The organism is Ruegeria sp. E5 (genome assembly GCF_056534105.1).
The window spans coordinates 202,938-227,406 of the sequence record NZ_JBQFPA010000002.1; the positions used below are offsets into that span (position 1 = coordinate 202,938).

The following is a 24,469-nucleotide window of genomic DNA, read 5'->3' on the forward strand; positions in this document are numbered from 1 at the left end:
CCAATACCAACCTGAGCAAACGGATATCTCATGGACCGGACTATTTTCACTGGAACTATGCCTGCCCTTATGACGCCGTGTAAGGCCGACAGGACACCTGACTTTGACGCGCTGGTCAAAAAGGGCAAAGAGATGATCGCGGCCGGCATGTCCGCTGTCGTCTATTGTGGCTCGATGGGGGATTGGCCGCTTCTGACGGATGCCCAACGGATGGAGGGCGTGGAACGACTGGTCGACGCTGGCTTGCCGGTTGTCGTGGGGACGGGTGCCATCAACTCGAATTCCGCTGTGGCGCACGCAGCACATGCACAGAAGGTCGGCGCGGCAGGGTTGATGGTTATCCCTCGGGTTCTGTCACGAGGCTCATCGGTTGCCGCGCAAAAGAACCATTTCAAGGCTATTCTTTCTGCGGCACCGGACGTGCCTGCGATCATCTACAACAGCCCTGTCTATGGGTTTGCCACTCGTGCGGATTTGTTTTTTGCACTGCGGGCCGAGCATCCGAATTTGGTTGGCTTTAAGGAGTTCGGGGGCAAGAGCGACCTGCGCTATGCCGCCGAACATATTACATCGCAGGACGATCAGGTCACTTTGATGGTAGGCGTCGATACTGAAGTCTACCATGGGTTTGTGAATTGCGGCGCCACCGGATCGATCACCGGGATAGGAACGGCGCTGCCCAAAGAGGCATTGTTGCTTGCGGCGCTTTCGAAAAAGGCAGCAGAGGGACATGCCGAAGCACGGTTGCGTGCGCGCGAACTGGACGAGGCATTTGGCGTTCTGGCAAGTTTTGACGAAGGCACGGATCTTGTTCTTTACTACAAGCATCTGCTGGTGCTGAACGGCGAAGAAGAATACCGCCTGCATTTCAATGAAACCGACGTGTTATCCGACGCCCAGAGAAATTACTGCGAGCAACAGTACAATTTGTTTAAGTCGTGGTTTACCGATTGGGTTCGTCAGGGTGGGGTCATTGCGGAATGCATGTGATTGACAGCCATACCGGTGGAATGCCCACACGGGTCATTCTGGACGGGGGGCCTGATCTGGGTTCAGGATCACTGGCTGAACGCGCCAAGCGACTGGCAACGGAACATGAGCGGTTCTACAAGTCTGTTCTACTGGAGCCACGCGGCCAGCCCGGCATGGTCGGGGCGCTCCTTGTCGAACCGGTCAGTGCTGAATGCAAAGCGGGCGTGATCTACTTTGACGCGGATGCGGTACTGGGCATGTGCGGCCATGGGACGATCGGGTTGGGCGTAACATTGGCGCATCTTGGACAGATCGAGGTTGGCGCGCACCGAATCGAAACTCCGGTAGGTGAGGTTAAGATTGATCTGCTGGACGCCAACACCGTGCAGGTCACCAACATTGAAAGCCGCCGCGTACATCATTCCGTGACGGTCGAGACTGCAGAGTATGGCCCCGTCACCGGCGATGTCGCTTATGGCGGCAATTGGTTCTTCATTGTCGAGCCAAGCCCGATCCCGGTTGCGCCTGAGAACATTCGCCCGCTGACCGACATGGCTATCGCAATTCGCGAAGCCTGCATTGCGCAAGAAGTTGGTGGCGAAAATGGCGAGCCGGTTGATCACGTGATCTTTCAGGGCACCTCACCGAATGCAGGTATTCATAGCAGAAACTTTGTTCTGTGCCCCGACGATGACTATGACCGCTCGCCTTGCGGCACCGGCAGCTCGGCCCGGCTGGCCTGCCTCGCGGCCAGTCGGCGCTTGTCCGCTGGGGAAGAAATCGTTCAGGAAAGCATCATCGGAAGTTCGTACAGGCTGTCCTATCAGCCGGGGCAGGGCGGAGGCATTGTTCCCCAGCTAACTGGCCAGGCGCATGTGATGGCAGAGGGTAAGCTCTTCTTTGCGCAGAATGATCCGTTTCAATTTGGTATTGCGCGTTGACGCAGGGAGACGAGCAAGACGGAATCCCATTCGGGCGTCGTGTTCAGAAAATCGTATCAGGTGGACAAACCGGCGTAGACACTGCCGCATTGGAGTTTGCCCGCGCAAACGGCATCCCTTACGGCGGCTGGGTGCCGAAGGGTCGAACAAATGAGGATGGGCTGATCCCGGCTCATCTCAGCGGGCTTGTTGAAACGAAGTCTGAAGATGTCGCTGAACGGACAAGGCTCAACGTCTTTGCCAGTGACGCCACGCTTGTTTTTATCGACGGGTCAGACAGTCCCGGCACGCGGAAAACGGTTGAGTTTGCAGTTGATGCTGAAAAACCGCATCTGGTGGTGGATATCAGAAAAGGAAAGGCCGATTGCGCGCAACAGATACGTGCTTGGCTGAGCGCCAACCCTGTAACAGTTCTGAACATTGCAGGCCCGCGCGCTTCGGAGGCCCCCGAGATTGGTCCGCGTGTGCACGAGGTGCTGGACGCTTGTCTGGATCAGTTCATTCAGCCCAAATAATCGCGCAGCGCTGGCGGAGGATTGTTGAAGAGTGTCTCGGTCTCAGCAGGTGGATGTGCGATTTGATCCGCAACCAATACGGTTTGGTCGGTTATCCGAAGCGCATCCCGTGGGTCGTGGCTGACCATAAGCAGGGTGGTTTTGGTCTCGGCGACTAATTCAGCGACCAGATCGAGCATCTCTGTTTTCAGGGCAGGGCCAAGGGCGGCGAAAGGTTCGTCGAGCAATAACACCTGACGCTTTTGCACGAGGATTCTGGCCAGCGCCACGCGGCTTTGCTGACCACCTGATAATTCAGCGGGCTTTCTGGCCGCCATTCCCTGCAGGCCAACGCGGCCGAGGGCCGATTGAATGTGGTGTTGGTCGTCTGCAGTCAAACCTCCATTGGGCCTTAGGCCCAGGGCGACATTCTGTTCGGCGCTCAGGTGAGGAAACAGGTTTCCGTCCTGAAACAGCATTGCCATCGGTCGACTGCCTGGTGGTAATGTCGATAGGTCATGATCCTTCCAGTGGATGTGCCCACTTCTCAGGTCTCGAAAACCGGCGATAGTTTCAAGAAGTGTTGATTTTCCTGCCCCCGACGGACCGATGATCGCAACGCTGGATCCGGCCTTGACCTCAAAGTCAGCGCTTAATTGGAAATCGCCATTTGCGATGATGCAATTGTCAAGCTTCAGCATGCCAGCGACCCCCTCGATCCAGAACCCAGAAAACACCCATCGATAGTATAAGCAGCAGCAGCGCGCCTCCTGCTGCGGCCTGCATCTGGTAGGCGCCCATCAGGCGGTAGATTTGCAGGGGCAGCGTTGCGATCTGCGCATCTGCAAACAGGGCGATCACACCCAGATCACCCATGGACAGTGCCGCCGTCAGGCCCGCGGCAAAACCGACCTGGGGGCGCAGGCGTGGAAGCATGACACGCAAGAAAAAGGACCAGTTGTTCATGTTCAGGGCCAGTGCCAACCGCCCGTGCCGTTCCAATACATCACGCGCTGCGGGAACCAAAATTCGAAGGGCGAAGGGCAAGGCCATGACCGCGTTCACAAGCGCGGTTACCGGCAACGCAAGAGTTGTCGGATTGGCCAGCGGGCGGATCAGAATAAAGAGACCCGTACCAATGACCAAGGGCGAGGCGGCGAGGCCAAGAAGTCCGCCAAGTTCGACGATGCCGAACCGGCCTGTCGCGACGGCTGTCGCCATGGGCAGTGCCAGCAGTAATAGGAGCATGGTACTGGCGGCGGCAACACAAATTGAAATTATAGCGGCACGGAACACCAAAACCGGCATCTCAAACAGCCCAGCGATACCCGAAATCGTGACGGATGCCAGAGGTAGCAGCAGGAACGCGGCGGCGATGATAATCCAAAACGCATCCAGCAGTGGTCCTCGGCCATCCCAGCGCCGGATCTCACGATTCAGGCCGGTACCGAACCCGTCGCCGCGCGAGAACTTCAAGGCTGCCAACGCAGCCGCTGCAGTCAGGACAAGTTGCAAAGCGGATAATAAGGCGGCGCGCCCTAAGTCAAAATCATATGTAAAGGCCTGATAGATCGCGAGTTCAATCGTGGTGGCGCGCGGCCCTCCACCCAGCGTCAGGGCCACCGCAAAACTGGTCAGGCAAATGGCGAAGATCACGGCCAGCACTCCGGGGAGAATGCGGCGAAGCATTGGCAGTTCGATCAAACGGAACATTGCCATTCCTTCGCACCCAAGTTGCGCCGCCAGCCGGAAACGCTCGGCAGGGATCTCCTGCCAACCCTGCAAGATCAGGCGTGTTGCCAGAGGTAGATTAAAAAATACGTGGGCCAGAACGACACCGTGCAGCCCATAGATTCGAATGGGCGGCAGACCGAAATAGCCCAACGCGTCCGAAATCCATCCTGCCCTGCCAAAGACCTGAAGCAATCCCAGAATGGCGACGATGACCGGCAGGATGAAAGGTGCACCCAACAGCGTGATCAGGACGCGCCTACCGGTGAATCGGCGGCGGGCCAGCGCGCGGGCGACCGGAATAGCCAGACCAGCGCTGAACACTGCAGAGAGTGTTGCTTGCAACAGGGTGAAGCGTAAGGCTGCCCAGTCGGCTGGACCAAACCCACCGCCAGAATCAGCGCGCACCGCCACCATGAACAGTGTGCCCAATATCAGCGCGGCAACGATCGCTGCAGCACTGACACCAGGAAGCGGGTTTACTGGCTGAGTGCGCCCAACCATTCCGAAAGCGCCTGTTCCCGCGCGATGGCGGCTTGGTCCTGATCAAACAGCAAGGACTTCTGAGGGATCGTTAGAGTTTCAAAACCTTCGGGCAGACCGGAAGATGGGGTTACGGCCGGGTACATCCAGTTGGTCGTTGGAATGATCGTCTGAAACGCGTCAGACACCATGAAGTTCAGAAACTGATCTGCCAGCTCGGGCTGATTGGAATTGGCTAGCTTGGCCGCAACCTCGACTTGCATATAATGGCCTTCGTCAAAGGCTGCCGCTGCTTTGCTGGCATCTTCCTCGGCAATCAGGTGATAGGCTGGCGAGGTCGTATAGCTTAGAACCATGTCGGCCTCACCTTCAAGGAACAAGCCATATGACTCGGACCAGCCCTTGGTCACCGTCACGATATTGTCGGCAAGGTCAGCCCAGATTTCTTGGGCTTCATCGCCATACGCGGCCTTGACCCACAGCAGAAGACCCAGCCCCGGCGTCGATGAACGCGGATCCTGAATGATGATCTTGATGTCACTATCTGCCAACTCGCGGAAGCTGTTAGGAGCGGCAAAATCTGCATTGTGAACAAATGCAAAGTAACCCCAGTCGTAGGGGGCAAAAACTGTGTCGGTCCACTCGATGGGCAGTGCATACTCGGCAGTGACTGAATGAGGTGCAAACAGGCCGGTTTCTTTAGCTGCCGATATCAAGTTGGTATCCAAACCCAATACAATATCGGCGTCGCTGTTTTCGCCTTCCAGCCGGATGCGTGACAGCAGTGCCGCGCCATCTTCGACGCCGACAAGGTTCAGGTCGCATTCGCATTGCGCTTCAAACGCCTCTTCGACCTTCGGGCCGGGGCCCCAGTCCGAAACGAAGCTGTCGTAAGTATATACGGTCAACGTGGGCTTATCGGCTGCCACAGCCGAAGTCGCAGTCAGTATTCCCGCAGCAATTGCCAGATGTTTCATATCATCCTCCAATGCGGCGAGAGGGTAAGGATGGATGAAACCTGTACCTTTCCCTCCGCCGGTTCTAGCCGGTTCAGGTTCAACGGGTTTGCCAATTGGCATCTCAGCGCGGTCTTTAGCGCACCCCGAGGTAGGGTCGTGATTAGGGGGATGAGAGGACGATTTCAACCGAAATCGTTAGGTTCTCGTTCAATGAGCATTGAATGAAATACCATAAGAACGAGCCACGATGCCAGAGAAGTCCTTTAGGTGATATGCGCATATTTGACGCGCATATAGTATATTGATATTCTCAGGCACATGGAGGCCAAGACAGAATGAACGCTCAACCACGCAAACCGACCAATCTATCACTTGATAGCGCTTTGCTCACCGAGGCCAGAGCGCTGAACGTGAACCTGTCGCGTGCCGCCGAAGAAGGAGTGCGTGCCGCCGTTACCGCTGCGAAGGCAGCACAGTGGAGGGCCGAAAACGCGGAGGCACTGCAAAGCTCAAACTCGTATGTTGAACGGCACGGGTTGCCCTTGGACCGCTTTCGTCAGTTCTGATGCCGAAATACGATGTATTCCCCAACCCCTCCGGCGATGGCTATCTTCTGGATGTGCAAACCGATCTTCTGAGCGATCTGAATACCCGCATAGTGGTGCCGCTTTTGCCAAAAGCACATGCGCCGAAACCAGCGACCCGCCTCAACCCTGAGTTCCTGATAGATGGTGAGCTGGTTGTAATGGTGACCCAGTTCATGGCTGCTGTTCCTGTGGGACTCCTCAAATCACCAGTGGGTCATCTGAAAGATGATTTCGAGCAGATCACCGTGGCTGTAGACATGCTGATGCAAGGGTTCTGAACGACAATAGCTGGCCTCATTGGCCAGCCACTTTGCGCGCATAACACCTGTAAGGTGTTATGCTTCTGCTCTACTTGTCGCGCAGTACCACGACACTGCAATGTGCATGACGGACCACACGTGCAGCTGTTGAACCGATCAGATAGTCCGAAAGGCCCGGTTGGTGTGACGCCACCACTATGCAGTCCACTTTGTGTTCTTCGGCCCAATCCAGAATGGAATTTGTTGGATGACCTGTAACAACATGAGTGCCGATCTTCGGAGACTCCATCGATGCGTTCAGTTTGTCCTCAAAATCAGAAACGCTTTTCTGAACCTGCTCGGGTGGAAAGTACGACCCGATATACGAAGGTAGTTCTTCGAGAACGGACAGCACCGATACTGTCCCGCCATCCGACAGCAAGCGGCTTGCTGCATCCAGAGATTTGGCACAGTCGTTGATGTGATCAGGGGCGACTGGAACGAGGATATGGTTATACATCTGTACCTCCGGATTATTTCAGGATGTTGGGCAACCAGGTGGCGATCTGCGGGAAGATGAAGATCAGGGTCAGGCCAACGAACTGGAGTGCCACAAACGGGCCAACCGAATTGTAGACATCCCCCATGCTGACATCTTTGGGCAGAACCCCTTTGATCCAGAACAGCACAAAACCGAACGGAGGTGTCAGGTAAGCGATTTGGATGTTCACGATGAACAGCGCGCCAAACCACAGCTTGTCGATCCCCAATTCGTCGATAATCGGGATGAACAGTGGTGTGCACAGCATGATGATGGCCCAATCATCCATCACCATACCCAGGACGAGGATGATCAGCATCATCATCAGCAGGATGCCGGTTGCACCGCCGGGCATGGAAAGAACCAGATTGGTCAGCAGGTCCTGGCTGCCAAGCGTGTTGAACACATTAAGATAGACGGTGGCACCAATCAGAATCCAAAGCCCCATACCGCTGAGCTTCAAGGTGGACACCAACGATTCCCTCAGCACCTCCCAGGTCAGTTTGCCGTAGATCAGGTTGATGACAAAGGCGCCTGCGGCACCAAATGCGGCAGCTTCCGCCGGTGTTGCGATACCGCCCCAGATGACGCCCAGAACGATGATGATGAGTAAGGCAAACGGCCAGATGCTGAGAACGGCGGTCAGTTTTTCGGTGCGGGTGAATTTCTGATCAGCGGGCAGGGCGGGGCCCAGCTCGGGCTGGATTTTACAACGTACGCCGATGTAGATCGTGTAGAACGTGGCCAGCATCAGGCCGGGCAGCAACCCCGCCATGAACAGGTCACCGATCGAAACCTTGGCCAGCAATCCATAGAAGATGAACGGAACGCTTGGTGGGATCAGCGCACCCAATGCACCGCCTGCCGCGATACAACCGATCGCGATACGGCGATCATATTTGTAGCGCATCATCGAAGGATAGGCGATCTGACCCATCGTGGTGGTCGCCGGCGGTGTGATGCCGGTGATTGCGGCAAAAACAGTACAGACCTGAACTGTACCCATCGCGAGACCACCATGAATGTGGCCGATCAGCTTGTAGACGGCGTCATAGGCCGTTTCGGCTATCCCCGAAAATCTTATGAGTGAGCCCATGAACAGGAACAATGGCACTGTGACCAGTACCGAATTCCAAGGCGTTGAATAGAATGCACTGGGTACGGACAACAGCGCGCGAGGTTCGAAAACCAGGGCAAATAGAACCGCTGTTCCACCCAAGCCGAACGCAACCGGCAGCCCCATGAAAAGGATCCCAAACAGTATTAAGAAATACAGCGCTGTAATTAGTTCGAGGCTCATGATCTTTAGTTTCCCTACCTAGTGGCCGTTCGCGCGGTCTTTGCCGGGTTGTGTGTCAGCAGTGCTTTTAGCACTGACATGCGCCCGTCTGGTCCGCTGGCCCGACGATTGGGCCAGCGAAAGAGTTTTAGCTATATTGGAAAGATGACATTGCGCGGGATTATTGCGCGTTCGCCTTGTCTTCCAGGAACCTCTTGAAGATTTCCACGCCTTTGGCGTTGCCCTCGGATGCGGCTGCAACCTGCGGCCACACTTCGGCAATGGATTTCTCGCGCATACGAGCAACTTCTTCATCGCTCAGCTCGATTACTTCACCACCGGCATCGCGCAGGATTTGAAGCGCTTCTTCGACACCTTCCGCATGCATGCGGCTGGTTTCGAAATAGGTTTCTTCGAAAACACCGTTGATCTTTTCGCGCTGCCAGTCGGTCAGGGCGTTCCAGCTCTGCAGGTTGATGAAGATCTCCTGGTGCTGAGCAGGGTTCCAACCGGGCATGATCGCATAGTCGATTACTTCCTGGAACGACATGTCATCGATGCCGCCTGTATCCCAGTAGGTGCCTTCAATGGTGCCCAGTTTGATTGCGGTGTAAATCTCACCACCGTTCATCGAGACCGGCGCGCCGCCCATGGTCGAGTGGAAGATGGCCTGGGGTCCACCGGCGCGCATCTTGCGGCCTTCCAGATCTTCCAGTTTTTCGACACGGAACTTGGTGAACATTGCGTTCGGTCCCTGGTTGGTCCAGCCTGCCCACTGCAGGTTCCGCGCATTGGCGGCCTCTTGCACGATGTCCCCAACGCGGTAGTCTGGGTTGCCCCACATCACTTCCCACGCTTCTTCGGTGTTGTCGGCGCCCATGGCCATGCCAAACGCCAGCATGCCTTCGGGCATGTCGCCACCATAGACTGAACCCCAGCCCGCGTAGCCATCGGTCAGTCCAGCCGCCGCTGCGCCAAAGGCCTCTGCACCACTGACCAGCGCCCCTGCGGGCTCAACACGGATTTTGACCGTGCCTTCAGTCGCTTTTTCAACTGCTTCAACCCAAGGGATCAGGCCATTGTCCCAGCCGGCATCGGTCTGGTCAAATGCGGGCTGGAAGGTCCACTCGGTTACTTCATCCGGCGGCCCATCTTGTGCGACGGCAATGCTTGCGGTCACGGCTATGGCGCCTGCCCACATGGTTGTGTGCACAAACCTGTTTGGTTTCATGTTTATTCCTCCTCGTTAGTGGATCAGTCTGTTTTAGTTTGTATTTGCAGGTGCCCAGGCCAGCGTGCCTAACTGCGCCCGAAGATCGTTTGCAGATCGCGGAGCAAGTGTTTCAGGACCACCAAGAGAACCATTGCACCGCTGAGTGGGATCGCAAATTTGATCGGATAAATCGGGATCGGAATGGATGTCGGGGTCTTCTGATTAAGCATCAGAGACAGCGATGCGGCTTCGTAACCCTTCCAGATCAATGCGACCAGAAACAGGATTGCAATCGGTGCCGTCAGGACATCCAAAATCGCTTTTGACCGCTTGCTGGCGTTTGCATAAAACAGGTCGAGTTTGACGAAACTGTCATGCTGCAACGCATAGACGCCGCCGGTGCAGGCCAACAACACCATCGCAGCTTGCAATGTGGTGCCGATCCACTGGGAGGGCGCGTTCAGTACATAGCGCATGAACACGTCCGACACGCCAAACGCCATGCAATACAAGATGAGAAACCAGCCGATGCGGCCCATGACTTCTGAGATTGCGCTTGTCAGCTTTTCCAGACCGCGCATCAGCATGCCAACCTCGTTGTGTTTTTCATGGATCTGGTTCTCCCTCAAAAAATCTGTGCGCTGAATTGATGTACCGGACCCTTCGCGTCGGGGTTCGGACGGACATCAGAGAAACGTCTGCTGAATCGCTGTTCACAGAGTCGACGCATATCCCACTCCTGCAAAACCATGCGAATGGTCTCCCTCCCTAGTCGCATCGAACGGCCCGGGTGATCCCTAATTTCGACATGGAACTTCCCGGATCGCTACAGCAAACGCGAAGGAGTTCGACTGAGAAAGATACAGTTGTTTGTAATAATGGGTACAGATTTCATCGCGCCAAGTGACTGTTCGATGCCGCGATTCAGTCCCGAGCGTTAAGATGTTACAAGTTCAACAATGGCAGCGCAGGTTGCTTAAGCACATCTCAGGTCGGTATAAGTACTTTAAAAACATAGCGTTGGCTGAAGCCTCTTTTTTGAGTTATCATCAACCCGCTTTTAGTAAGAGCGCTATTGCTTTCAGCATTGCCAGCACAGAATTTGGGAATTTGGCGTCGTTTCCACTTTGCATGGAGCACTTGAAAACATGGATACAGTTTGCAAATCGCGTCGCAGAATTTGCGACTAGAGCCTGACAGGACATGACACAACGGTTGAGCATCGACAAATCTCAGTCCAGCGGTTTGCGAGATCAGATCGTCTCGCAGATTTCACGACTCATTTTTGAAGGTTTGATGCCGTCTGGACTAAAGCTTGCCTCATGTCGGGGGTTGGCGCGGGATCTCGATGTTTCGATCAATACGGTCGTCGCGGCTTATCGAAAGCTTGAAGAAGAGCAACTGATCGAGGCCCGGCCCCGCTCGGGTTATTATGTTTGCTCTGACGTGGGGATTCGCACGGACGGTGATGCGATTGGGCGAACCAACACCAGACAGCGCACATCGATTGGCCAGAAACTGAACAAACTGCGCCGCACCGAAGAGATCGAAACCATCCAGCGCCCGAATGACTGGTACAAGTACGACTATCCGTTTGTGTGCAACCAAATCGATGATGGCGCATTCCCAGTTGCGGATTGGCGCGAATGCACTCGGTTGGCCATGAATCGAAAGCACCTGAAAATCTGGTCTGGGGACGGGCTGTACGAGGATTGCTTTGAACTTATCGAGCAGGTCCGGCAGCGCATCCTGCCCCGTCGCGGTATTTTTGAACCCAGCGATTCAATCCTGATCACATTGGGTTCGCAAAACGGGTTGTTTATCACCAGCCTGTTGTTCGGCGGGCGCGATAAAACAGCGGTCATGGAGGATCCGGGATATCCGGATGCACGCAAGATCCTTCAGGCAAATTTTGGGAATGTAAGGTTTCAACCCATTGATAACGAGGGTCTGATCGTCGATGAACGTCTGCGCGAGGCTGACCTGGTATTCGTAACCCCCAATCGCCAGCACCCAACCACCGTCACGATGTCCGAGCGTCGCCGCAAGGCCTTGCTGCAGGCCGCTGAAGAGTATGATTTTTACATCGTCGAAGACGATTACGAATGCGATGTGGATTACCGGCATTCTACTTTGCTGCCGCTGCGCAGTCTGGATGACACGGATCGACTGATCTATTTGGGCAGCCTTTCCAAAGGTCTTTCACCAGGTTTGCGCCTGGGGTATCTGGCGGCTGCGCCAGAATTTATTGACGCCGCGCGCGATTGCCGGGGCATGATGATGCGCCATCCGCCGATGATCCTTCAGCACACTGCTGCAGCGTTTATCAACTTGGGGTACTATGATGGCTTGTTGCGCAGGGTTCGCCAGAATTATGAGCTGCGCTGGCATCTGGCTGATACGACGATCCGTGAAAAGCTACCCCATTTCCTGAAAACGGGCGAATTTGGCGGAACGGTTTTTGTGCTTTCTGATCCCGAGGCCCGTTTGGATGCCATGACGATATGTCAAGCCGCCCTAAAACGCGGTGTTATTGTGGAGCCGATCGGGCCCTGTTTCTCAAATAAAACCGCAGGGAGATACCACTTTCGTCTTGGCGTCTCGTCAATCCAACCCGGTTCTATCCGAAAAGGGATTGAGCTGTTGTCCGAAGTGATTTCAGACCTACGCGCAACAAACTCGTAATGTACCAGGGCGGGAGGCAAACCAATAGTCCGCAAGCTTAAAAAGATTGATCGATGGTTCAATCTCCGACAGCTGAGTTTTCCCCCCACAGCATACGTGACACCAGGCTGGCTAGAAGGCTCAGGACGTACCAAGTCAGCAGAAAGCCGACGCATTCCAGGGCGAATGACCCCCATTTGTAGAATAGGTCAGCAATAACAAAGGCGATAAGTAGCCAGGGGGCTTCCTGCCGCAAGAATGACTTTACGCCTTGTGATTTAATCGCTCTGTGCATGATGTATATCCCTGAATTATAAATGGTTATAATGTTTTAGACGATAACGGGCGGATGGCGACGTGGTGCGTCATAGCGCTGCTGTGCGAACCAGGTCATGGTTGGTTCGATGTCAGTTTGGGTGTTCCCGCCCTGCAGCGTGTACCCGGCTGCCAGCCAGGTGAAGCCATCATCGGCAACCTCGGCACAGTTGGTGTAGTCGCCCCATTTTCCCAGACCCGGAGTGTCTGTGCCACGTCGAGCGAGGGCCAGCCGCCAAGTCAGATCGATATCGTCGTATGAGCCAACAACATGGCTCGGATGCAAATTCCCACCACCCGCAAAGACCGAAAGCCCTACATCACCAACCCGGTTTACAGCTGTTGAGGGGTAGGCGAACGCGATCTGACTGTTCCAGATATCTGGTTCGTCAATCAATGACATGGTTGCTTCGTCAATGCGGACGGTCCTGACGAAAGGGAGTGGCCTGTTGGTCTGACGATTAGCTGTCCACATAAAGCCCAGAACGCCGCGTCCCAGCCAACCAGCCATAATGCGTGGATCAGTGCGCGACATCCAGTCGCCACCGGTGGTCAGCGCGGAATAATTGCCTGCGGACCAAGGCGTGACATCGATGTCGAATTCATCTACGTCCGAGGCGTTCTCGGCCCATCTGAATACGCGGATCTGCGAGTTCGTGTTGTGGCTGGCAAAGTACATCGCGCCGCGTGCGCCTTGTACGCAGCGCAGAGAGAAGTTGTCTTCTGTTTCGAATATGTCGAATGATAGCGTTGCCGCGGTCGCCAGTTCGTCCAGTGAAATCCGCAGAATGACCGAGCGGGTAAACTGGTTAGCCCCGGCCGAGAACACATTGGTGCCTGCATACATATAGTTTTCGGACAACGAAACGTGGTTATAGTCGAACCACTCATTGTTCCACGCGGGATCAAGCCCGGCGGGGGTGAAATCCCAAATGTTCCATGTGTCGTTCCCCAAGGTGCGCCCTTGTTTGACCGCAACCCGCAGTGTGTTGGTGCCCCCCTGTTCGATATATTGAAGCAGCCAGATAAGCAGATCCCGGCTTGGGTCGTAAATCGTGGTCTGGTCGCAGCAAAACCCCCCGTCAACAGGTGGGAACAACGTGAAAGGGCTCATGTGAGACCAGCTTTGGCCGCCGTCCAGTGACCGACTTGCATACCAGTTGCCAGTGGCCAGAATCTGACCTCCATTGCTGGAAACTGTCGGCTCGCCCACAGTAGAGGTTTGGCCGTTAGTATCGAAATCCGTAAGGTTTATTGTGTTGAAAATCCTTGGCTGATGGGTCGAGGGCATAGCAGCCTCCGTAATCTACTCATGTCAAAAAAATGTGCGTAATTGATTAGTAATCCAGTTCCGTCGGATCAGCGTCATTGCCGGATTGATCCGAATTATCTTCTTCCAAAGCAGGCCCGCCCTTTTTGCGAGTTTTTGAGACGCGCTCATCGCGTTCGCTCAGCATTTGCGGGGTCATGAGGCCTGACGCCCCGGCCCGTTCGCTCAGGGCGGAATGGGCCGATGGTTGTGGTCTCACCTCAAGTGTGCCCTTTCGGGTCGTTCGCTTTCCACGTGCTTGATTTGCCATTCAACTCTCCTATCCGTTCGTCAAGAAACGCATCCGAATTCGCAAGTCGTCGGATGGTGTTGAATGTATTTAACATAGCAGATTTGCTCCGACTCTTCAATTGAGCCGGCTCGATGCGGGTCTCGCTCTGCTTGAATTCGCACGCGCTAAAGCGGCACCATCCGCGATAAGCGCCCCGATAGCGGGAACAGGCAAGCCTGCAATGAATGATAGATATCCGGTTTGCCGTCAAAGATGGATGTCACGATGTCACCGGATTCATCCACCGCAGGGAACCAGCCGCCATGTTGGTGATCCACGAACGTTTCATTCGCAAAGGTCCAGAGATTTCTGTACCAAATTTCATCCTCTTGCCTTTTATCCAGTGCGATCAGGGTTCCAACCGCACCAATGGCTTCAGCTACTGGCCACCAGAACCGCGACGCATTTGCGACCCGACCCCCGAAATCCAGCGTATATGCCATGCCGCCGCCGGGCAGCCACGCATCCTTGAGGGCCTGCTCAATCAATCGTCGCGATGACTCGGTCGCGCCCGAGTTTGGTCGGCCCGATAAATCCCAATGCTGCAGCTGAAGTCGCCCAAGCTCGAACGAATGGCCTGGGGTCGTGCCTGCGGGACGGAACATCGGGTCACCGGCATAGCCCCGGTCAATCTGCCAATCTGAAGTGAAATGCTCGGGCAAGCGCCAGTTTTCAGCAGGTGCGATCCGGCCGATAAAGAAATCCAGAATACGACCGGCGCGGGTAAGAAAGATTTCGTCGCCTGTCGCCTCAAAAGCTGCAAGCAGTGCCTCAACTCCGTGCATATTCGCGTTCATTCCGCGATATGTGGAAAACGGCGTCCAATCGCGGTTCCATTCGTCGCGGAACAACCCGGCCTCATCATCCCAGAAATGTGTGTCCAAAACATCTCGGACTTCGATCAGCAGTTTGTCAGCTTCCGGGTGCTCTATCTGTTTTGCGCTTGAGGCAGCGAGCAGAACAAAGACATGCCCGTAGGCAAGCTTGCGATCATCTTTGATGTTGTCGCCATCCAAAGCCCAAAGGTAACCGGCGTGATCCCGGTCTTTGTGGTGGCTGTTGAGGTAGGCCATACCGTGATCGATGATCCGCTCAGCGCCTTGAAATCCAATCAGATGCCCTAGAGCGTAAGAATGCACCAGGCGTGTAGTCGTGTGCAGTTCCTGCAATGTGTTTGGCAGCGGGCTGCCATCATGGTCGAGGGTGAAAAATCCTGGCTCGGTCCGACAACTTGCGCTGAAAAACGCCAACTGTCGCATAGCCTGATCTTTCAACCACGTGCGGTGTTCAGATGTATCAAGCCAAAAACCCGGTTCGGAATGCGGGCCAGGTGGCAGAGGCAAGGTGTTGTCCATATTCTTCATCTCGCTTGAGGAATCATTCGGAATCGAACGAAAAAACGCTGCAAAGCGCCAGTCGCCAATGAACCAAACACCGCGAACGAAGGCAATCGACAAACCCGCACCGGACTGTCAGGGGTTGCCGTTCAGCCGTCGCAGTTGGCGGAAAACTCTTGGTAACTGCTTCAGGTTAATAGGTTAATCCCGGCCAGAATTACCACGGCGATGAACAACGTCTCCACTATGATGAGGGCGATTGCGGCTGCACCGACCGACAGGATCTGTTTAAGGTTTGTCTTCATCCCAACAGCTGCGATCGCAACAAGCAACAACCATCGAGAGCATTGGCTTAGAAATTCTGAAATCGCTGGCGGGATCAATCCGAATGAGGATGCCGCAGCGAGAACCAGAAATCCTAACACGAATCCCGGCAACAGCGGTGGGCGTTTCCCGTCTGCGTCCATTTCGGCAAAGCCACGAATAATCAGTGAAGCGACCAAAACCACCGGTGCCAGCATCGCCACGCGGAACAATTTGACCAGCGTCGCTGTATCTCCGGTTTGCTCCGAGATCGAAAATCCCGCGCCGACAACCTGAGCCACATCATGGATGGTGCCACCCAGAAACACACCGCCCGCAATCTCGTTCATCCCCAATGTGCGTACCAGGATCGGATAGGCGATCATGGCGATGGTGGACAAAACGGTCACGCCCATGACCGTAAAAATCAGACGCTCTTCCGAGCGTTCGTCCTTGGGCAGGATTGCACTGATCGCCATTGCCGCGGATGCACCGCAAATTGCAACCGAACCGGCGGTCAGAAAGGCAAAGCGCCATTTGTGGCCAAAAAAACGAGCTACGGACAGGCCAAATCCTATGGTCAACAGCACTCCGACGATCACAAGGGCAATCAGGTCCCAGCCCAGACCCAGCATCAGGGTCATCGAAACGCGCACACCCAGCAAGGCCACGCCAAGGCGCAGAAGTGTGCGTGCGGCGAATCCGATCCCCTCAACGGTTTTTCCTTCTTCGCCCAGAAAGCTGACCGCAATCCCCAAAAGAAGGGCAAGCAGCATGGCCGGGGTAGCATAATGCTCGGACAGGAACTTGGCGGCGACGGCAACGGTTACGGCGATCATGACGCCGGGAAAGAGCGTGCGAACACGCTCCTTGCTCCGCTCGGTGAGGGATAGGGCTGAAGGATCGGCGGACGCCATAACGGATGGTCCTTTGTTTGTAATGAATGGGTCGCGGGCCTGCGCGATAAAGCAGGCGGGCTGCCGAGTTTAGGGTTCGCGCGCCTGCAGGATGGTCACCGCGATGATCTGCGTCACATCTTCCGCGCTGCATCCGCGCGATAGATCATTGGCCGGTTTGGCGAGCCCCTGCAAAACCGGACCGATCGCCAGATAACCGCCCAGCCGTTGAGTCATCTTGTACCCGATATTTCCGGCATCCAGATTTGGGAAAATCTTGACGTTCGACTGACCCGCGACCGAGGACCCGGGGGATTTTCGCTCACCAATCGACGGCACGAAGGCGGCATCGAATTGCAGCTCGCCATCCACATTCAACTCTGGGTGTTTCGCCCGCAGTATTTCTGTCGCGTTGACGACCTTGTCCACCGCTGGGTGTTGGGCGCTGCCTTTTGTTGAGAAACTCAACATCGCGATCTTTGGCTCTTCCTGCAGCAATGCCCGCGCGGACACCGCTGAAGCGGCCGCAATGTTTGCCAGTTCTTCGGATGTCGGATCGATCACCAAGCCGCAATCTGAATAGAGCATGGCGCGAGCGCCCTCAGCGGCGGCCTCGGGTGGGTACATCAGGAAGAACGAGGATACCATTCCAACATCGGGCTTCATTCCAATAACCTGGATGGCAGTTCTGACCACATCGCCTGTGGTATGGACCGCCCCGCCCACGGTTCCTGTTGCGTGCCCCATTCGCACCAGCATCGCGGCATAGACCAGCGGCGATTCTGCGGCTTTGCGTGCCTTGGCTTCATCGACACCTTTGTGTTTGCGCAGAGAATAATACTCGGCCGCAAAAGCGTCAGTCAGTTCCGAATGCGCAGGATCATGGATGGCAATACCGTCCCCGGTTGAGCCACCCTCTGCCGCGAGCGCCGCTTTAACGTCGGCCTCAGGTCCAACGAGAATAATATTGGCCAGACCAGCCTTATGGGCGGCTAATCCTCCGGCAACAATGCGGGGATCGGTGCCTTCGCTCAGCGCTACAATTGGGCGGGTTTCCGAGGCACTGGCCGCCAACAGCTCGATCGGTGTTTTCGTCATGCGTCTCGGTTCCTGAACTGTTGTTAATCGGCGTCAGAACAGGTGCCTTGAGGTTAACGATGATCGTTTTGGCGCTGTTCTGATTTCGTTTCTTGATTGCTTGGTTCTGGTTCACCGTCAAGCTGTTGCCGATAGGTCCAGAATCGCCATCTGGCTATAGGCGGCGGCTACTCTGGACTTACTGTTCACTTGATCAGAACCTTGGCGGGTTTAGTCCGGCCTGAAACCAGTTGATGAAAGTAACAATAGAAAACACTGGCAAACCAGTCGCCTGCTGTATGTCCGCCGCGTAAGGGCACATGTTTGTACATTCCAGTACAATTGCACCAAGGTCGGGATTGCCCGCTTGCAGCGCAAGCGCTGCTTCGACATTGTCGTCGCGGGCTTTGTCCACATCCAGCGTCAATGCGTTTTCGAGAATAGCGGTTGTGAATTCGCTGCCGCCTTCGGTGGTGCCAATTGGAGTTCCGTCGGGGACCTGTGCCTTTCGCAGGTGCTCATCCGTAAGTGTTGAGGCGGAGATGGTTAGAATGCCGGCGCGCTTTCCTGCAGGAAGGATACGGTTCACCATATCGACCTGCATCATCGAGGACGTCGCGACCGGAACAGGAACCGCCTCGGCCAGTTCATCCTGAAACAGCGAAAGAAAGCCGCAATTGGTGGTGATCCCGTCTACCCCGTCTTTGACAAGTTCCCGTGCGGCATCGATGAACGCTCCAAGCATTCCTTCAGCACCTTGTCGGACCACAAGATCAGGCGAGGCGTTGCGCACGATGCGATAGAGCACGGGAAACGGCCATGTCCGAGCGTTGCCCATATCACCGGGAATACGTGGAAACTGTGCGTCCAACATCAGGATGCCGACAGATGCGCCGTATATGGATTTTCCGCCCTGCGCGATCATGACTGCGCCTCCTGAATAATGCGGGTCGAGATATCGTCCGACCCTTCCATATAGATGCTTGATATTCCATGGCGCACCGCGTCCTGCACCTGATCCATCCGCTTGTTGATATGGGTGCCCAAAGCCTGCGCGGCCTCATCAGCGTCGCGGTTCATCAAGGCCTGCATGACGCGCTTATGTTCGTCTTTTGAGCGTTGGACCCGGTCCAGACTCATGGAAATCCATCGGATATAGCGAATGCGCTCATTAATCCGCATCAGGGTTTGCAGCAATTCCATGTTGCCAGACAGCCGGGCGATGCCCAGATGAAATGCTTCATCTCGCGTGACGGCCTCTTCAACGGTAAGCCCGGTGATATCGATACCCGTCGCATAAAGTTCGTCGTGAAGCGCCTGCAGTTGTTCTGTGGTGGCCTTGGTGCACGCTGCGCGGACGGCGGCGGTTTCGATGATTTGGCGCAGCTCGAACAGGTCAAAAATGCTTTGGGCATCCAATGGGCGGCAAAAGAAACCCTGTCCCGGGCGGAAGTCGAACAAACGTTCGGCGACCAGCCGGTTCAGTGCTTCGCGCAAAGGGGTGCGGCTGACGCCCAGCTCTTTCGACAGGGCGACCTCGTTCAAACGATCGCCGGGACGCAGGCGGAATGAAACCGCCATGGCCTTCACCTGATCGTAGATATCATCAACGCGTGGACCTGCCATTGGTATTGCCTTTTGGTCGTTGCCCCACAGGTGCCACAGGCCAGTCTTGAAATCAATATACAAAGCTGTATACAGGTCTGTGTGCAGATTGGATCGAGGGAGTCGCCGACCATGACAGGAACGAATTACCTGACCGGAGCCGAGGCAATGGTCCGTATGCTTGAGGCGCATGGCGTGAAGCACATGTTCGGCCTATGTGGTGATACAACCTTGCCATTCTATGATGCGCTATCTCGGATGGATCACGGTATTCAGCACATTCTGACGCGGGATGAACGTCATGCGGCCTACATGGCGGATGGTTATGCAAGGGTGACAGGTAAGCCGGGTGTCTGCGAAGGCCCGTCTGGAGGCGGGGCGACCTATATTCTACCTGGCGTGGTCGAAGCCAACGAAAGCTCGGTTCCTATTCTTGCGATCACCTCGGATGTGGCAACAACTAGCCGGGGAAAGTACCCGCTGACCGAATTGGACCAACCCGCGCTGTTCAAGCCGCTGGCCAAGTGGAATGCGTCGCTGGATGACGCCACACGATTGCCGGCCATGGTTCGGGCGGCATTCCGTGCAATGACCACCGGTACACCTGGGGCCACACATCTTGCCTTACCCTTCGATACTCAGAAAGCGCCGGTGGACGAGGCAGAGATCTGGGCGGATGCAAGACATCGCAGCTATCCGGCGGAACGTGCAGGCCCCGACATGGATGCGGTCGAGGCGGCAGCAGAGATACTTTCAAAGTCTAAATCCGCCGTAGCCGTTTGTGGCGGTGGACCCGTTCTATCAGGGGCAAGCGACGCACTGCGCCGGGTTGCGGGACTGTTGGATATGCCTGTCGCCACGACCGTGTCGGGGCAGGGCTCGATTGCCGAGACAGACCCGCTCGCGCTTGGTGTTGTCGGATCGAATGGCGGGGTGCCTGCCACCCGCGCTGTGGTAGATGCGGCGGATGTCGTTCTGTTCATCGGATGTCGCGCAGGATCCGTCACGACCGAGCGCTGGAGAAGCCCTGCTCGCGATGCCACCATCATTCATATCGACAGTGACCCGATGGTGATCGGAGCCAACTATCCGACCGAAGTCGCTATTTGTGCCGACGCGCGTCTCGCGCTGGAAGCATTGGCGGACGCATTGGCGGCACGCCAAGACCTGCCCAGGCTGGGCGGGGCGGCCAAATCAAGCGCGGCATGGGCGGCCAAACTGGCTGCGTTTGCCCCGCTTGCAGCCAGCCGAGAAACGCCGATCCGGCCCGAGGCTGTCATGGCTTCGCTAATGGATATCCTGGATGATGATGCAATTGTTGTCGCTGATCCCGGCACGCCATGCCCATATTTCAGCGCGCATTACCGCTGGCGGACACCAGGCCGGCATTTCATCACTAACCGGGCGCATGGGGCGTTGGGGTATTCATTGGGTGCTGCAATGGGTGCGCATATTGGGCGGCCTTCGGTCAAAACCTTGTCGGTGATGGGTGACGGCTCATTCGGCTTTGCCTGTGGTGAGTTCGAAACCATGGTGCGGCACAACATGCCGATCACCTCAATTGTATTCTCGAACTCGGTCTTTGGCTGGATCAAGGCCGGACAGGACGCAGGGTTTGGGCAGAGATACTACAATGTTGATTTCAACCGCACCGACCACGCCGCTGTTGCAAGCGCCTTTGGTGTGAAATCATGGACTGTCAAAGATCCCGAAGACCTGTCCAAAGTTCTGAAACAGGCTATCGAGCATGATGGCCCGACATTGGTCGACATTTACTCACAACCGCTTCACGAGGCCGCTGCACCGGTTTCGGAATGGGTGGCATAAGAAGCGATCGAAGGGGTTAGCTGAGCCAGAAAATCCTGTGCAATCGTTGATAGGGGTCGCCCTTTCGCGGTGATAATGGCCAGATCAAGCATCACAGCCGGTCGGAAGGGGCGGGTTTGATACCCGCTCTCGTCGTCAAAGGTGACAGTGAAGGGATCGATCATCGCGACCCCCATGCCCTGCTTGACGAAACTTAGCAGGTTTTCTGACAGATGGGTGTGAATCTGGGTCCGCCAGTTGCGCCCCGCTGATTGGAAGATGTCCCGAGTTCGTCGGTGGGTTTGATGCTCTGGCCCCATCACGATGAATGGTTCGTTTTCAAGAATTTCAGGTGTGAGCACATCATAATCTGCCAAAGGGCTGGTTTCCGGAAAGGTCGCCAGCGTTTCGAACTCAAAGACCTGATAGTTCAGTGTGTCATGCAGAATGGGCATCTCGACAATGCCGATCTCAAACAGGCCAGAGATTACCCATTCTTGAATCTTCGAGGAATACTGCGACTGAAAACTCACCGACAGGTTCGGGCGGCTTTCTGCGAAGCGAGCGATCTCACGCGGCATGAAGCCGAAGGATAGCAGATGTGGTGCGGCGATCTGCAATTGACCCGGATGCTTGTTCTGCAGATCCGTGACCGCCTGCGCTACGTGATCCAGCCCCCGAACAACCGTATCAACCTCGCGGTATAGAAGTTCAGCTTCTGGTGTAGGCAGCAACCGGCCTTTGTTGCGTTCAAACAGCGGCAAACGCGCTTCGCGCTCTAGCTGTGCCAACAGATTGCTGATCCCGGGCTGTGAAATCCCAAGCACCGAGGCCGCACCCGTGACAGTGCCGGTTTCCATGATGGCATGAAAAGCCTGTAGCTGACGAAATCGCAGGGACATCGCTATGGTATCATTTTTCCTGATGACCTCTAGATAATATAGTATTTGAAATGATATCCTCGTCAAGGCAGGCTTCGGCCATTGGCAGGGGGTGCAATGGGCGATCTGACACAGAAAATCATCGGCTATGATCTCTGGCACCTTGAGTTGCCCGTGACGTCTCGCCGTGATCATGGCATCGGGTCCGTCGAAGGAACATGCGAAGTCGTCGTCCTGCGGCTGAGATCCGAGGACGGCAGTGAAGGATTTGGTGAGGCCTCTCCCTGGTCTGTCTTCACGGGCACCCCAGAGGCCACTTATGCAGCCCTTGATCGCTATTTGCGCCCACTTGTGGTTGGGGCCAGAGTGGGCGACCGTTCAGCGATCATGGCACAGGCAGCTTATGCCGTGGCTCATTGCACCGAGGCAAAGGCTGCATTGGAAACTGCTTTGCTGGATCTTGCGGGCAGAATCAGCAAGGTTCCTGTTTGGTCTCTGCTGGGCGGGAAGTGCCGGGGAACCATTCCACTCAGTTGCTCAATTGCGAACCCGGATTTCGCTCAGGATGTTGAGTTGCTGGCACAATTGCAGGCCGATGGCGTTCGGATTGTAAAGCTCAAGACCGGGTTCAAGGATCACGCCTTCGATATCATGCGGTTGGAATATCTCGCGCAGAACCATCCGGATTTCAGGGTTCGTGTTGATTACAATCAGGGGCTCAGTATCGAGGACGCACCGGCTCAGGTTCGCGATGTTGCGCAATTCGCTCCGGATTTCATTGAGCAACCTGTCCGCGCTCATCAATTCAGCATGATGGGCAAGTTGCGACAGATGATTGACGTCCCACTTCTGGCTGATGAGAGCGTCTTTGGCCCCGAAGACATGGAGCGGGCAGCGCGTGACGGTATCTGTGACGGGGTTTCAGTGAAAATCATGAAATCCGGTGGCCCGACACGAGGCCAGACTGTGGCCCGTATCGCTGCAGCACATGGTCTGACAGCCTATGGCGGTGATATGTTCGAGGCCGGATTGGCGCATCTGGCGGGCACACATATGATTGCTGCAACACCTGAGATAACGTTGGGCTGCGAATTCTATCAAGCCTCCTACTTCCTGAAAGAGGACATTCTTGAAAGCCCCTTCCAAGTAAGCAGCGGCGAAGTTGTAGTCCCTGACGCACCCGGCCTCGGCAACAGGCCTGATGTAACCAAGCTTGAGCATTATGCAATGGCCAAGGCGGTGGGGGCATGAGCGAGAAGAAGACCATAGCGATCATCGGCGCTGGGATTGTTGGCGTGTCTGCTGCGGTATGGCTGCAGCGGGATGGTCACGAGGTAATCCTGATCGACAAGGTCGGACCGGGAGAGGGCACCTCACATGGCAATGGGGGCGTGCTGGCGTCATGCTCGATTGTTCCGGTGACTGTTCCAGGGCTGCTCCGGAAGGCGCCCAAAATGCTGCTCAGCCCGTCTCAGCCGTTGTTTCTGAGATGGGGGTATCTTCCAAAGCTGATCCCTTGGCTAACCCGCTATTTGAGTCATGCGAATGCATCAGATGTGGAACGCATAGCTTCAGCTTTGACGCCAATTGTTGGCGATAGCCTGAACGACCACAAAGCGTTGGCCGAGGGCACAGGCGCTGAAAAATGGATCGTGCCCTCTGACTATCTGTTCCTGTACAACGACCGCGCGCATTTCAAAGATGATGCGTTTGGCTGGGACATTCGGCGCAGGAACGGATTCACATGGGACGAATTGGAAGGCCCTGCCTTTCACGCCTATGATCCGGTCTATAGTGAAGACATTGGATTTGCGGCGAAGCTTTCGGATCATGGCCATATCACGGACCCGGGCCGGTACGTCAAAGATCTGGCGGCGTATGTCGAGGCACATGGGGGCACAATCCTGCGTGCAGCGGTCGATGACGTGGTTCAGAAAAACGGTCGTGTAACCGGTATACGGGCGGCAGGCGAAACCATCGCGTGTGATACGGCAATTGTAACTGCGGGCGTTTGGTCGGGGCCTTTGGCCAAGCGTTTAGGCATTTCTGTTCCCCTTGAAACCGAACGCGGCTATCATCTTGAATTGGTGGAGCCTTCTGCCATGCCGCGCAGTCCGGTCATGGTGGTTTCCGGCAAATTTGTCGCCACACCGATGGATGGCCGCATTCGTTTGGCTGGCATCGTGGAATTTGGCGGTCTTGATGCGCCACCCTCACGCGCGCCGTTTGAATTGATGCGCAAGAATGCCCGGATGGCCTTCCCGGGTTTGACATGGAAGGAGGAGGTGGAATGGATGGGGCACCGCCCAGCACCAACCGACTCGATCCCGATTATCGGTGAGGCTCCGGGGATCAGCGGTGCGTATATGGGCTTTGGGCACCATCACATTGGCCTGACAGGCGGGCCGAAAACGGGGCGACTTCTGGCCCAGATGATTGCGGGCAGAACACCGAACACTGACATGAGCGTCTACGCGCCCTCGCGTTTCGCAACATAGAAATGACTGGCGAAGAACGCCGGCACCTCAAAACTCAACAGGGAGAA

The 24,469-nt window shown here is 55.7% G+C and carries 25 protein-coding genes and 1 riboswitch; of the genes, 9 read left to right on the forward strand and 16 right to left on the reverse strand.

What is annotated here, in order from left to right; all coding sequences use genetic code 11:
- The first annotated feature begins 30 nt into the window (after nt 1-30).
- Genes ACR0BI_RS09180 through ACR0BI_RS09190 form a run of 3 tightly spaced genes read left to right on the forward strand, consistent with a single transcriptional unit; the run spans nt 31 to nt 2,428 of the window.
- Nucleotides 31-990, forward strand: coding sequence for a dihydrodipicolinate synthase family protein (locus ACR0BI_RS09180; RefSeq protein ID WP_170422500.1), 960 nt, complete (start codon nt 31-33; stop codon nt 988-990).
- Nucleotides 981-1,913: a 4-hydroxyproline epimerase gene (locus ACR0BI_RS09185; RefSeq protein WP_170422502.1), complete on the forward strand. Its 933-nt coding sequence runs from the start codon at nt 981-983 to the stop codon at nt 1,911-1,913. The genes ACR0BI_RS09180 and ACR0BI_RS09185 overlap by 10 nt, the downstream gene beginning before the upstream one ends.
- The gene (locus ACR0BI_RS09190; protein WP_170422505.1) at nt 1,910-2,428 is read left to right on the forward strand and encodes a putative molybdenum carrier protein; all 519 of its coding nucleotides are present in this window, start codon (nt 1,910-1,912) and stop codon (nt 2,426-2,428) included. The genes ACR0BI_RS09185 and ACR0BI_RS09190 overlap by 4 nt, the downstream gene beginning before the upstream one ends.
- Here ACR0BI_RS09190 and ACR0BI_RS09195 read toward each other — a convergent pair.
- The 3 genes from ACR0BI_RS09195 to thiB are packed head-to-tail and all read right to left on the reverse strand — an operon-like array spanning nt 2,416 to nt 5,598.
- Nucleotides 2,416-3,108 carry a thiamine ABC transporter ATP-binding protein gene (locus ACR0BI_RS09195; protein WP_170393755.1) on the reverse strand — a complete coding sequence of 231 codons (693 nt, stop codon included), beginning with the start codon at nt 3,106-3,108 and terminating at the stop codon, nt 2,416-2,418. The genes ACR0BI_RS09190 and ACR0BI_RS09195 overlap by 13 nt on opposite strands.
- A complete protein-coding gene (locus ACR0BI_RS09200; protein ID WP_170635730.1) occupies nt 3,095-4,642 on the reverse strand; it encodes a thiamine/thiamine pyrophosphate ABC transporter permease ThiP in 1,548 nt (515 codons plus the stop codon). The genes ACR0BI_RS09195 and ACR0BI_RS09200 overlap by 14 nt, the downstream gene beginning before the upstream one ends.
- On the reverse strand, nt 4,618-5,598 hold the full coding sequence (thiB, locus tag ACR0BI_RS09205) for a thiamine ABC transporter substrate binding subunit (protein WP_170393759.1): 981 nt from the start codon (nt 5,596-5,598) through the stop codon (nt 4,618-4,620). The genes ACR0BI_RS09200 and thiB overlap by 25 nt, the downstream gene beginning before the upstream one ends.
- Nucleotides 5,599-5,630: 32 nt before the next feature.
- Nucleotides 5,631-5,736: riboswitch (TPP riboswitch) on the reverse strand.
- A gap of 179 nt (nt 5,737-5,915) precedes the next feature.
- Between thiB and ACR0BI_RS09210 the strand changes: the two genes are divergently transcribed.
- Both ACR0BI_RS09210 and ACR0BI_RS09215 read left to right on the forward strand, forming a co-directional pair.
- On the forward strand, nt 5,916-6,146 hold the full coding sequence (locus ACR0BI_RS09210) for a type II toxin-antitoxin system CcdA family antitoxin (protein WP_170393761.1): 231 nt from the start codon (nt 5,916-5,918) through the stop codon (nt 6,144-6,146).
- Nucleotides 6,146-6,445 (forward strand): CcdB family protein, encoded by a 300-nt coding sequence (locus ACR0BI_RS09215; RefSeq protein ID WP_170393763.1) that lies wholly within the window; start codon nt 6,146-6,148, stop codon nt 6,443-6,445. The genes ACR0BI_RS09210 and ACR0BI_RS09215 overlap by 1 nt, the downstream gene beginning before the upstream one ends.
- A 70-nt stretch (nt 6,446-6,515) precedes the next feature.
- On the opposite strand, the gene ACR0BI_RS09220 is transcribed toward ACR0BI_RS09215, so the two are convergent.
- The 4 genes from ACR0BI_RS09220 to ACR0BI_RS09235 all read right to left on the reverse strand — a co-directional run bounded on the left by ACR0BI_RS09220 (nt 6,516) and on the right by ACR0BI_RS09235 (nt 10,026).
- Nucleotides 6,516-6,926 carry a universal stress protein gene (locus ACR0BI_RS09220; protein ID WP_170393765.1) on the reverse strand — a complete coding sequence of 137 codons (411 nt, stop codon included), beginning with the start codon at nt 6,924-6,926 and terminating at the stop codon, nt 6,516-6,518.
- A 13-nt stretch (nt 6,927-6,939) separates the two neighbouring features.
- On the reverse strand, nt 6,940-8,247 hold the full coding sequence (locus ACR0BI_RS09225) for a TRAP transporter large permease (protein ID WP_170393768.1): 1,308 nt from the start codon (nt 8,245-8,247) through the stop codon (nt 6,940-6,942).
- Nucleotides 8,248-8,407: 160 nt separating this feature from the next.
- Nucleotides 8,408-9,457: a TRAP transporter substrate-binding protein gene (locus ACR0BI_RS09230; protein WP_170393770.1), complete on the reverse strand. Its 1,050-nt coding sequence runs from the start codon at nt 9,455-9,457 to the stop codon at nt 8,408-8,410.
- A 68-nt stretch (nt 9,458-9,525) separates the two neighbouring features.
- A complete protein-coding gene (locus ACR0BI_RS09235; protein ID WP_170393772.1) occupies nt 9,526-10,026 on the reverse strand; it encodes a TRAP transporter small permease subunit in 501 nt (166 codons plus the stop codon).
- 616 nt (nt 10,027-10,642) lie between these two features.
- Here ACR0BI_RS09235 and ACR0BI_RS09240 point away from each other — a divergent pair.
- Entirely contained in the window at nt 10,643-12,124 is a 1,482-nt protein-coding gene (locus ACR0BI_RS09240) for an aminotransferase-like domain-containing protein (RefSeq protein WP_480562265.1), read from the forward strand.
- A gap of 58 nt (nt 12,125-12,182) precedes the next feature.
- On the opposite strand, the gene ACR0BI_RS09245 is transcribed toward ACR0BI_RS09240, so the two are convergent.
- From ACR0BI_RS09245 to ACR0BI_RS09280, 8 genes are all read right to left on the reverse strand, one after another.
- Nucleotides 12,183-12,398, reverse strand: coding sequence for a hypothetical protein (locus ACR0BI_RS09245; protein WP_170422521.1), 216 nt, complete (start codon nt 12,396-12,398; stop codon nt 12,183-12,185).
- Nucleotides 12,399-12,434: 36 nt separating this feature from the next.
- Nucleotides 12,435-13,709: a hypothetical protein gene (locus tag ACR0BI_RS09250; RefSeq protein ID WP_170422523.1), complete on the reverse strand. Its 1,275-nt coding sequence runs from the start codon at nt 13,707-13,709 to the stop codon at nt 12,435-12,437.
- A gap of 46 nt (nt 13,710-13,755) precedes the next feature.
- The gene (locus ACR0BI_RS09255) at nt 13,756-13,998 is read right to left on the reverse strand and encodes a hypothetical protein (RefSeq protein ID WP_170393778.1); all 243 of its coding nucleotides are present in this window, start codon (nt 13,996-13,998) and stop codon (nt 13,756-13,758) included.
- 146 nt (nt 13,999-14,144) lie between these two features.
- Nucleotides 14,145-15,374: an AGE family epimerase/isomerase gene (locus tag ACR0BI_RS09260; protein ID WP_480562264.1), complete on the reverse strand. Its 1,230-nt coding sequence runs from the start codon at nt 15,372-15,374 to the stop codon at nt 14,145-14,147.
- A gap of 170 nt (nt 15,375-15,544) precedes the next feature.
- Nucleotides 15,545-16,576: a YeiH family protein gene (locus ACR0BI_RS09265; RefSeq protein WP_480562263.1), complete on the reverse strand. Its 1,032-nt coding sequence runs from the start codon at nt 16,574-16,576 to the stop codon at nt 15,545-15,547.
- Nucleotides 16,577-16,645: 69 nt separating this feature from the next.
- A complete protein-coding gene (pta, locus tag ACR0BI_RS09270; RefSeq protein ID WP_480562262.1) occupies nt 16,646-17,653 on the reverse strand; it encodes a phosphate acetyltransferase in 1,008 nt (335 codons plus the stop codon).
- Between the two features lie 193 nt (nt 17,654-17,846).
- Nucleotides 17,847-18,557, reverse strand: a complete 711-nt coding sequence (locus ACR0BI_RS09275; RefSeq protein WP_170509055.1) for an aspartate/glutamate racemase family protein — start codon at nt 18,555-18,557, stop codon at nt 17,847-17,849.
- On the reverse strand, nt 18,554-19,258 hold the full coding sequence (locus ACR0BI_RS09280) for a GntR family transcriptional regulator (protein WP_170562158.1): 705 nt from the start codon (nt 19,256-19,258) through the stop codon (nt 18,554-18,556). The genes ACR0BI_RS09275 and ACR0BI_RS09280 overlap by 4 nt, the downstream gene beginning before the upstream one ends.
- A 111-nt stretch (nt 19,259-19,369) precedes the next feature.
- Here ACR0BI_RS09280 and ACR0BI_RS09285 point away from each other — a divergent pair, with 111 nt between their 5' ends.
- Nucleotides 19,370-21,064 (forward strand): thiamine pyrophosphate-binding protein, encoded by a 1,695-nt coding sequence (locus ACR0BI_RS09285; protein ID WP_480562261.1) that lies wholly within the window; start codon nt 19,370-19,372, stop codon nt 21,062-21,064.
- Here ACR0BI_RS09285 and ACR0BI_RS09290 read toward each other — a convergent pair.
- The gene (locus tag ACR0BI_RS09290) at nt 21,025-21,945 is read right to left on the reverse strand and encodes a LysR family transcriptional regulator (RefSeq protein ID WP_170406952.1); all 921 of its coding nucleotides are present in this window, start codon (nt 21,943-21,945) and stop codon (nt 21,025-21,027) included. The two genes, ACR0BI_RS09285 and ACR0BI_RS09290, sit on opposite strands and share 40 nt — an antisense overlap.
- Nucleotides 21,946-22,041: 96 nt before the next feature.
- Between ACR0BI_RS09290 and ACR0BI_RS09295 the strand changes: the two genes are divergently transcribed.
- Both ACR0BI_RS09295 and ACR0BI_RS09300 read left to right on the forward strand, forming a co-directional pair.
- A complete protein-coding gene (locus ACR0BI_RS09295) occupies nt 22,042-23,175 on the forward strand; it encodes an enolase C-terminal domain-like protein (protein ID WP_480562260.1) in 1,134 nt (377 codons plus the stop codon).
- Nucleotides 23,172-24,422, forward strand: a complete 1,251-nt coding sequence (locus tag ACR0BI_RS09300; RefSeq protein ID WP_480562259.1) for an NAD(P)/FAD-dependent oxidoreductase — start codon at nt 23,172-23,174, stop codon at nt 24,420-24,422. Before ACR0BI_RS09295 ends, ACR0BI_RS09300 begins: the two co-directional genes overlap by 4 nt.
- Nucleotides 24,423-24,469: the final 47 nt, after the last annotated feature.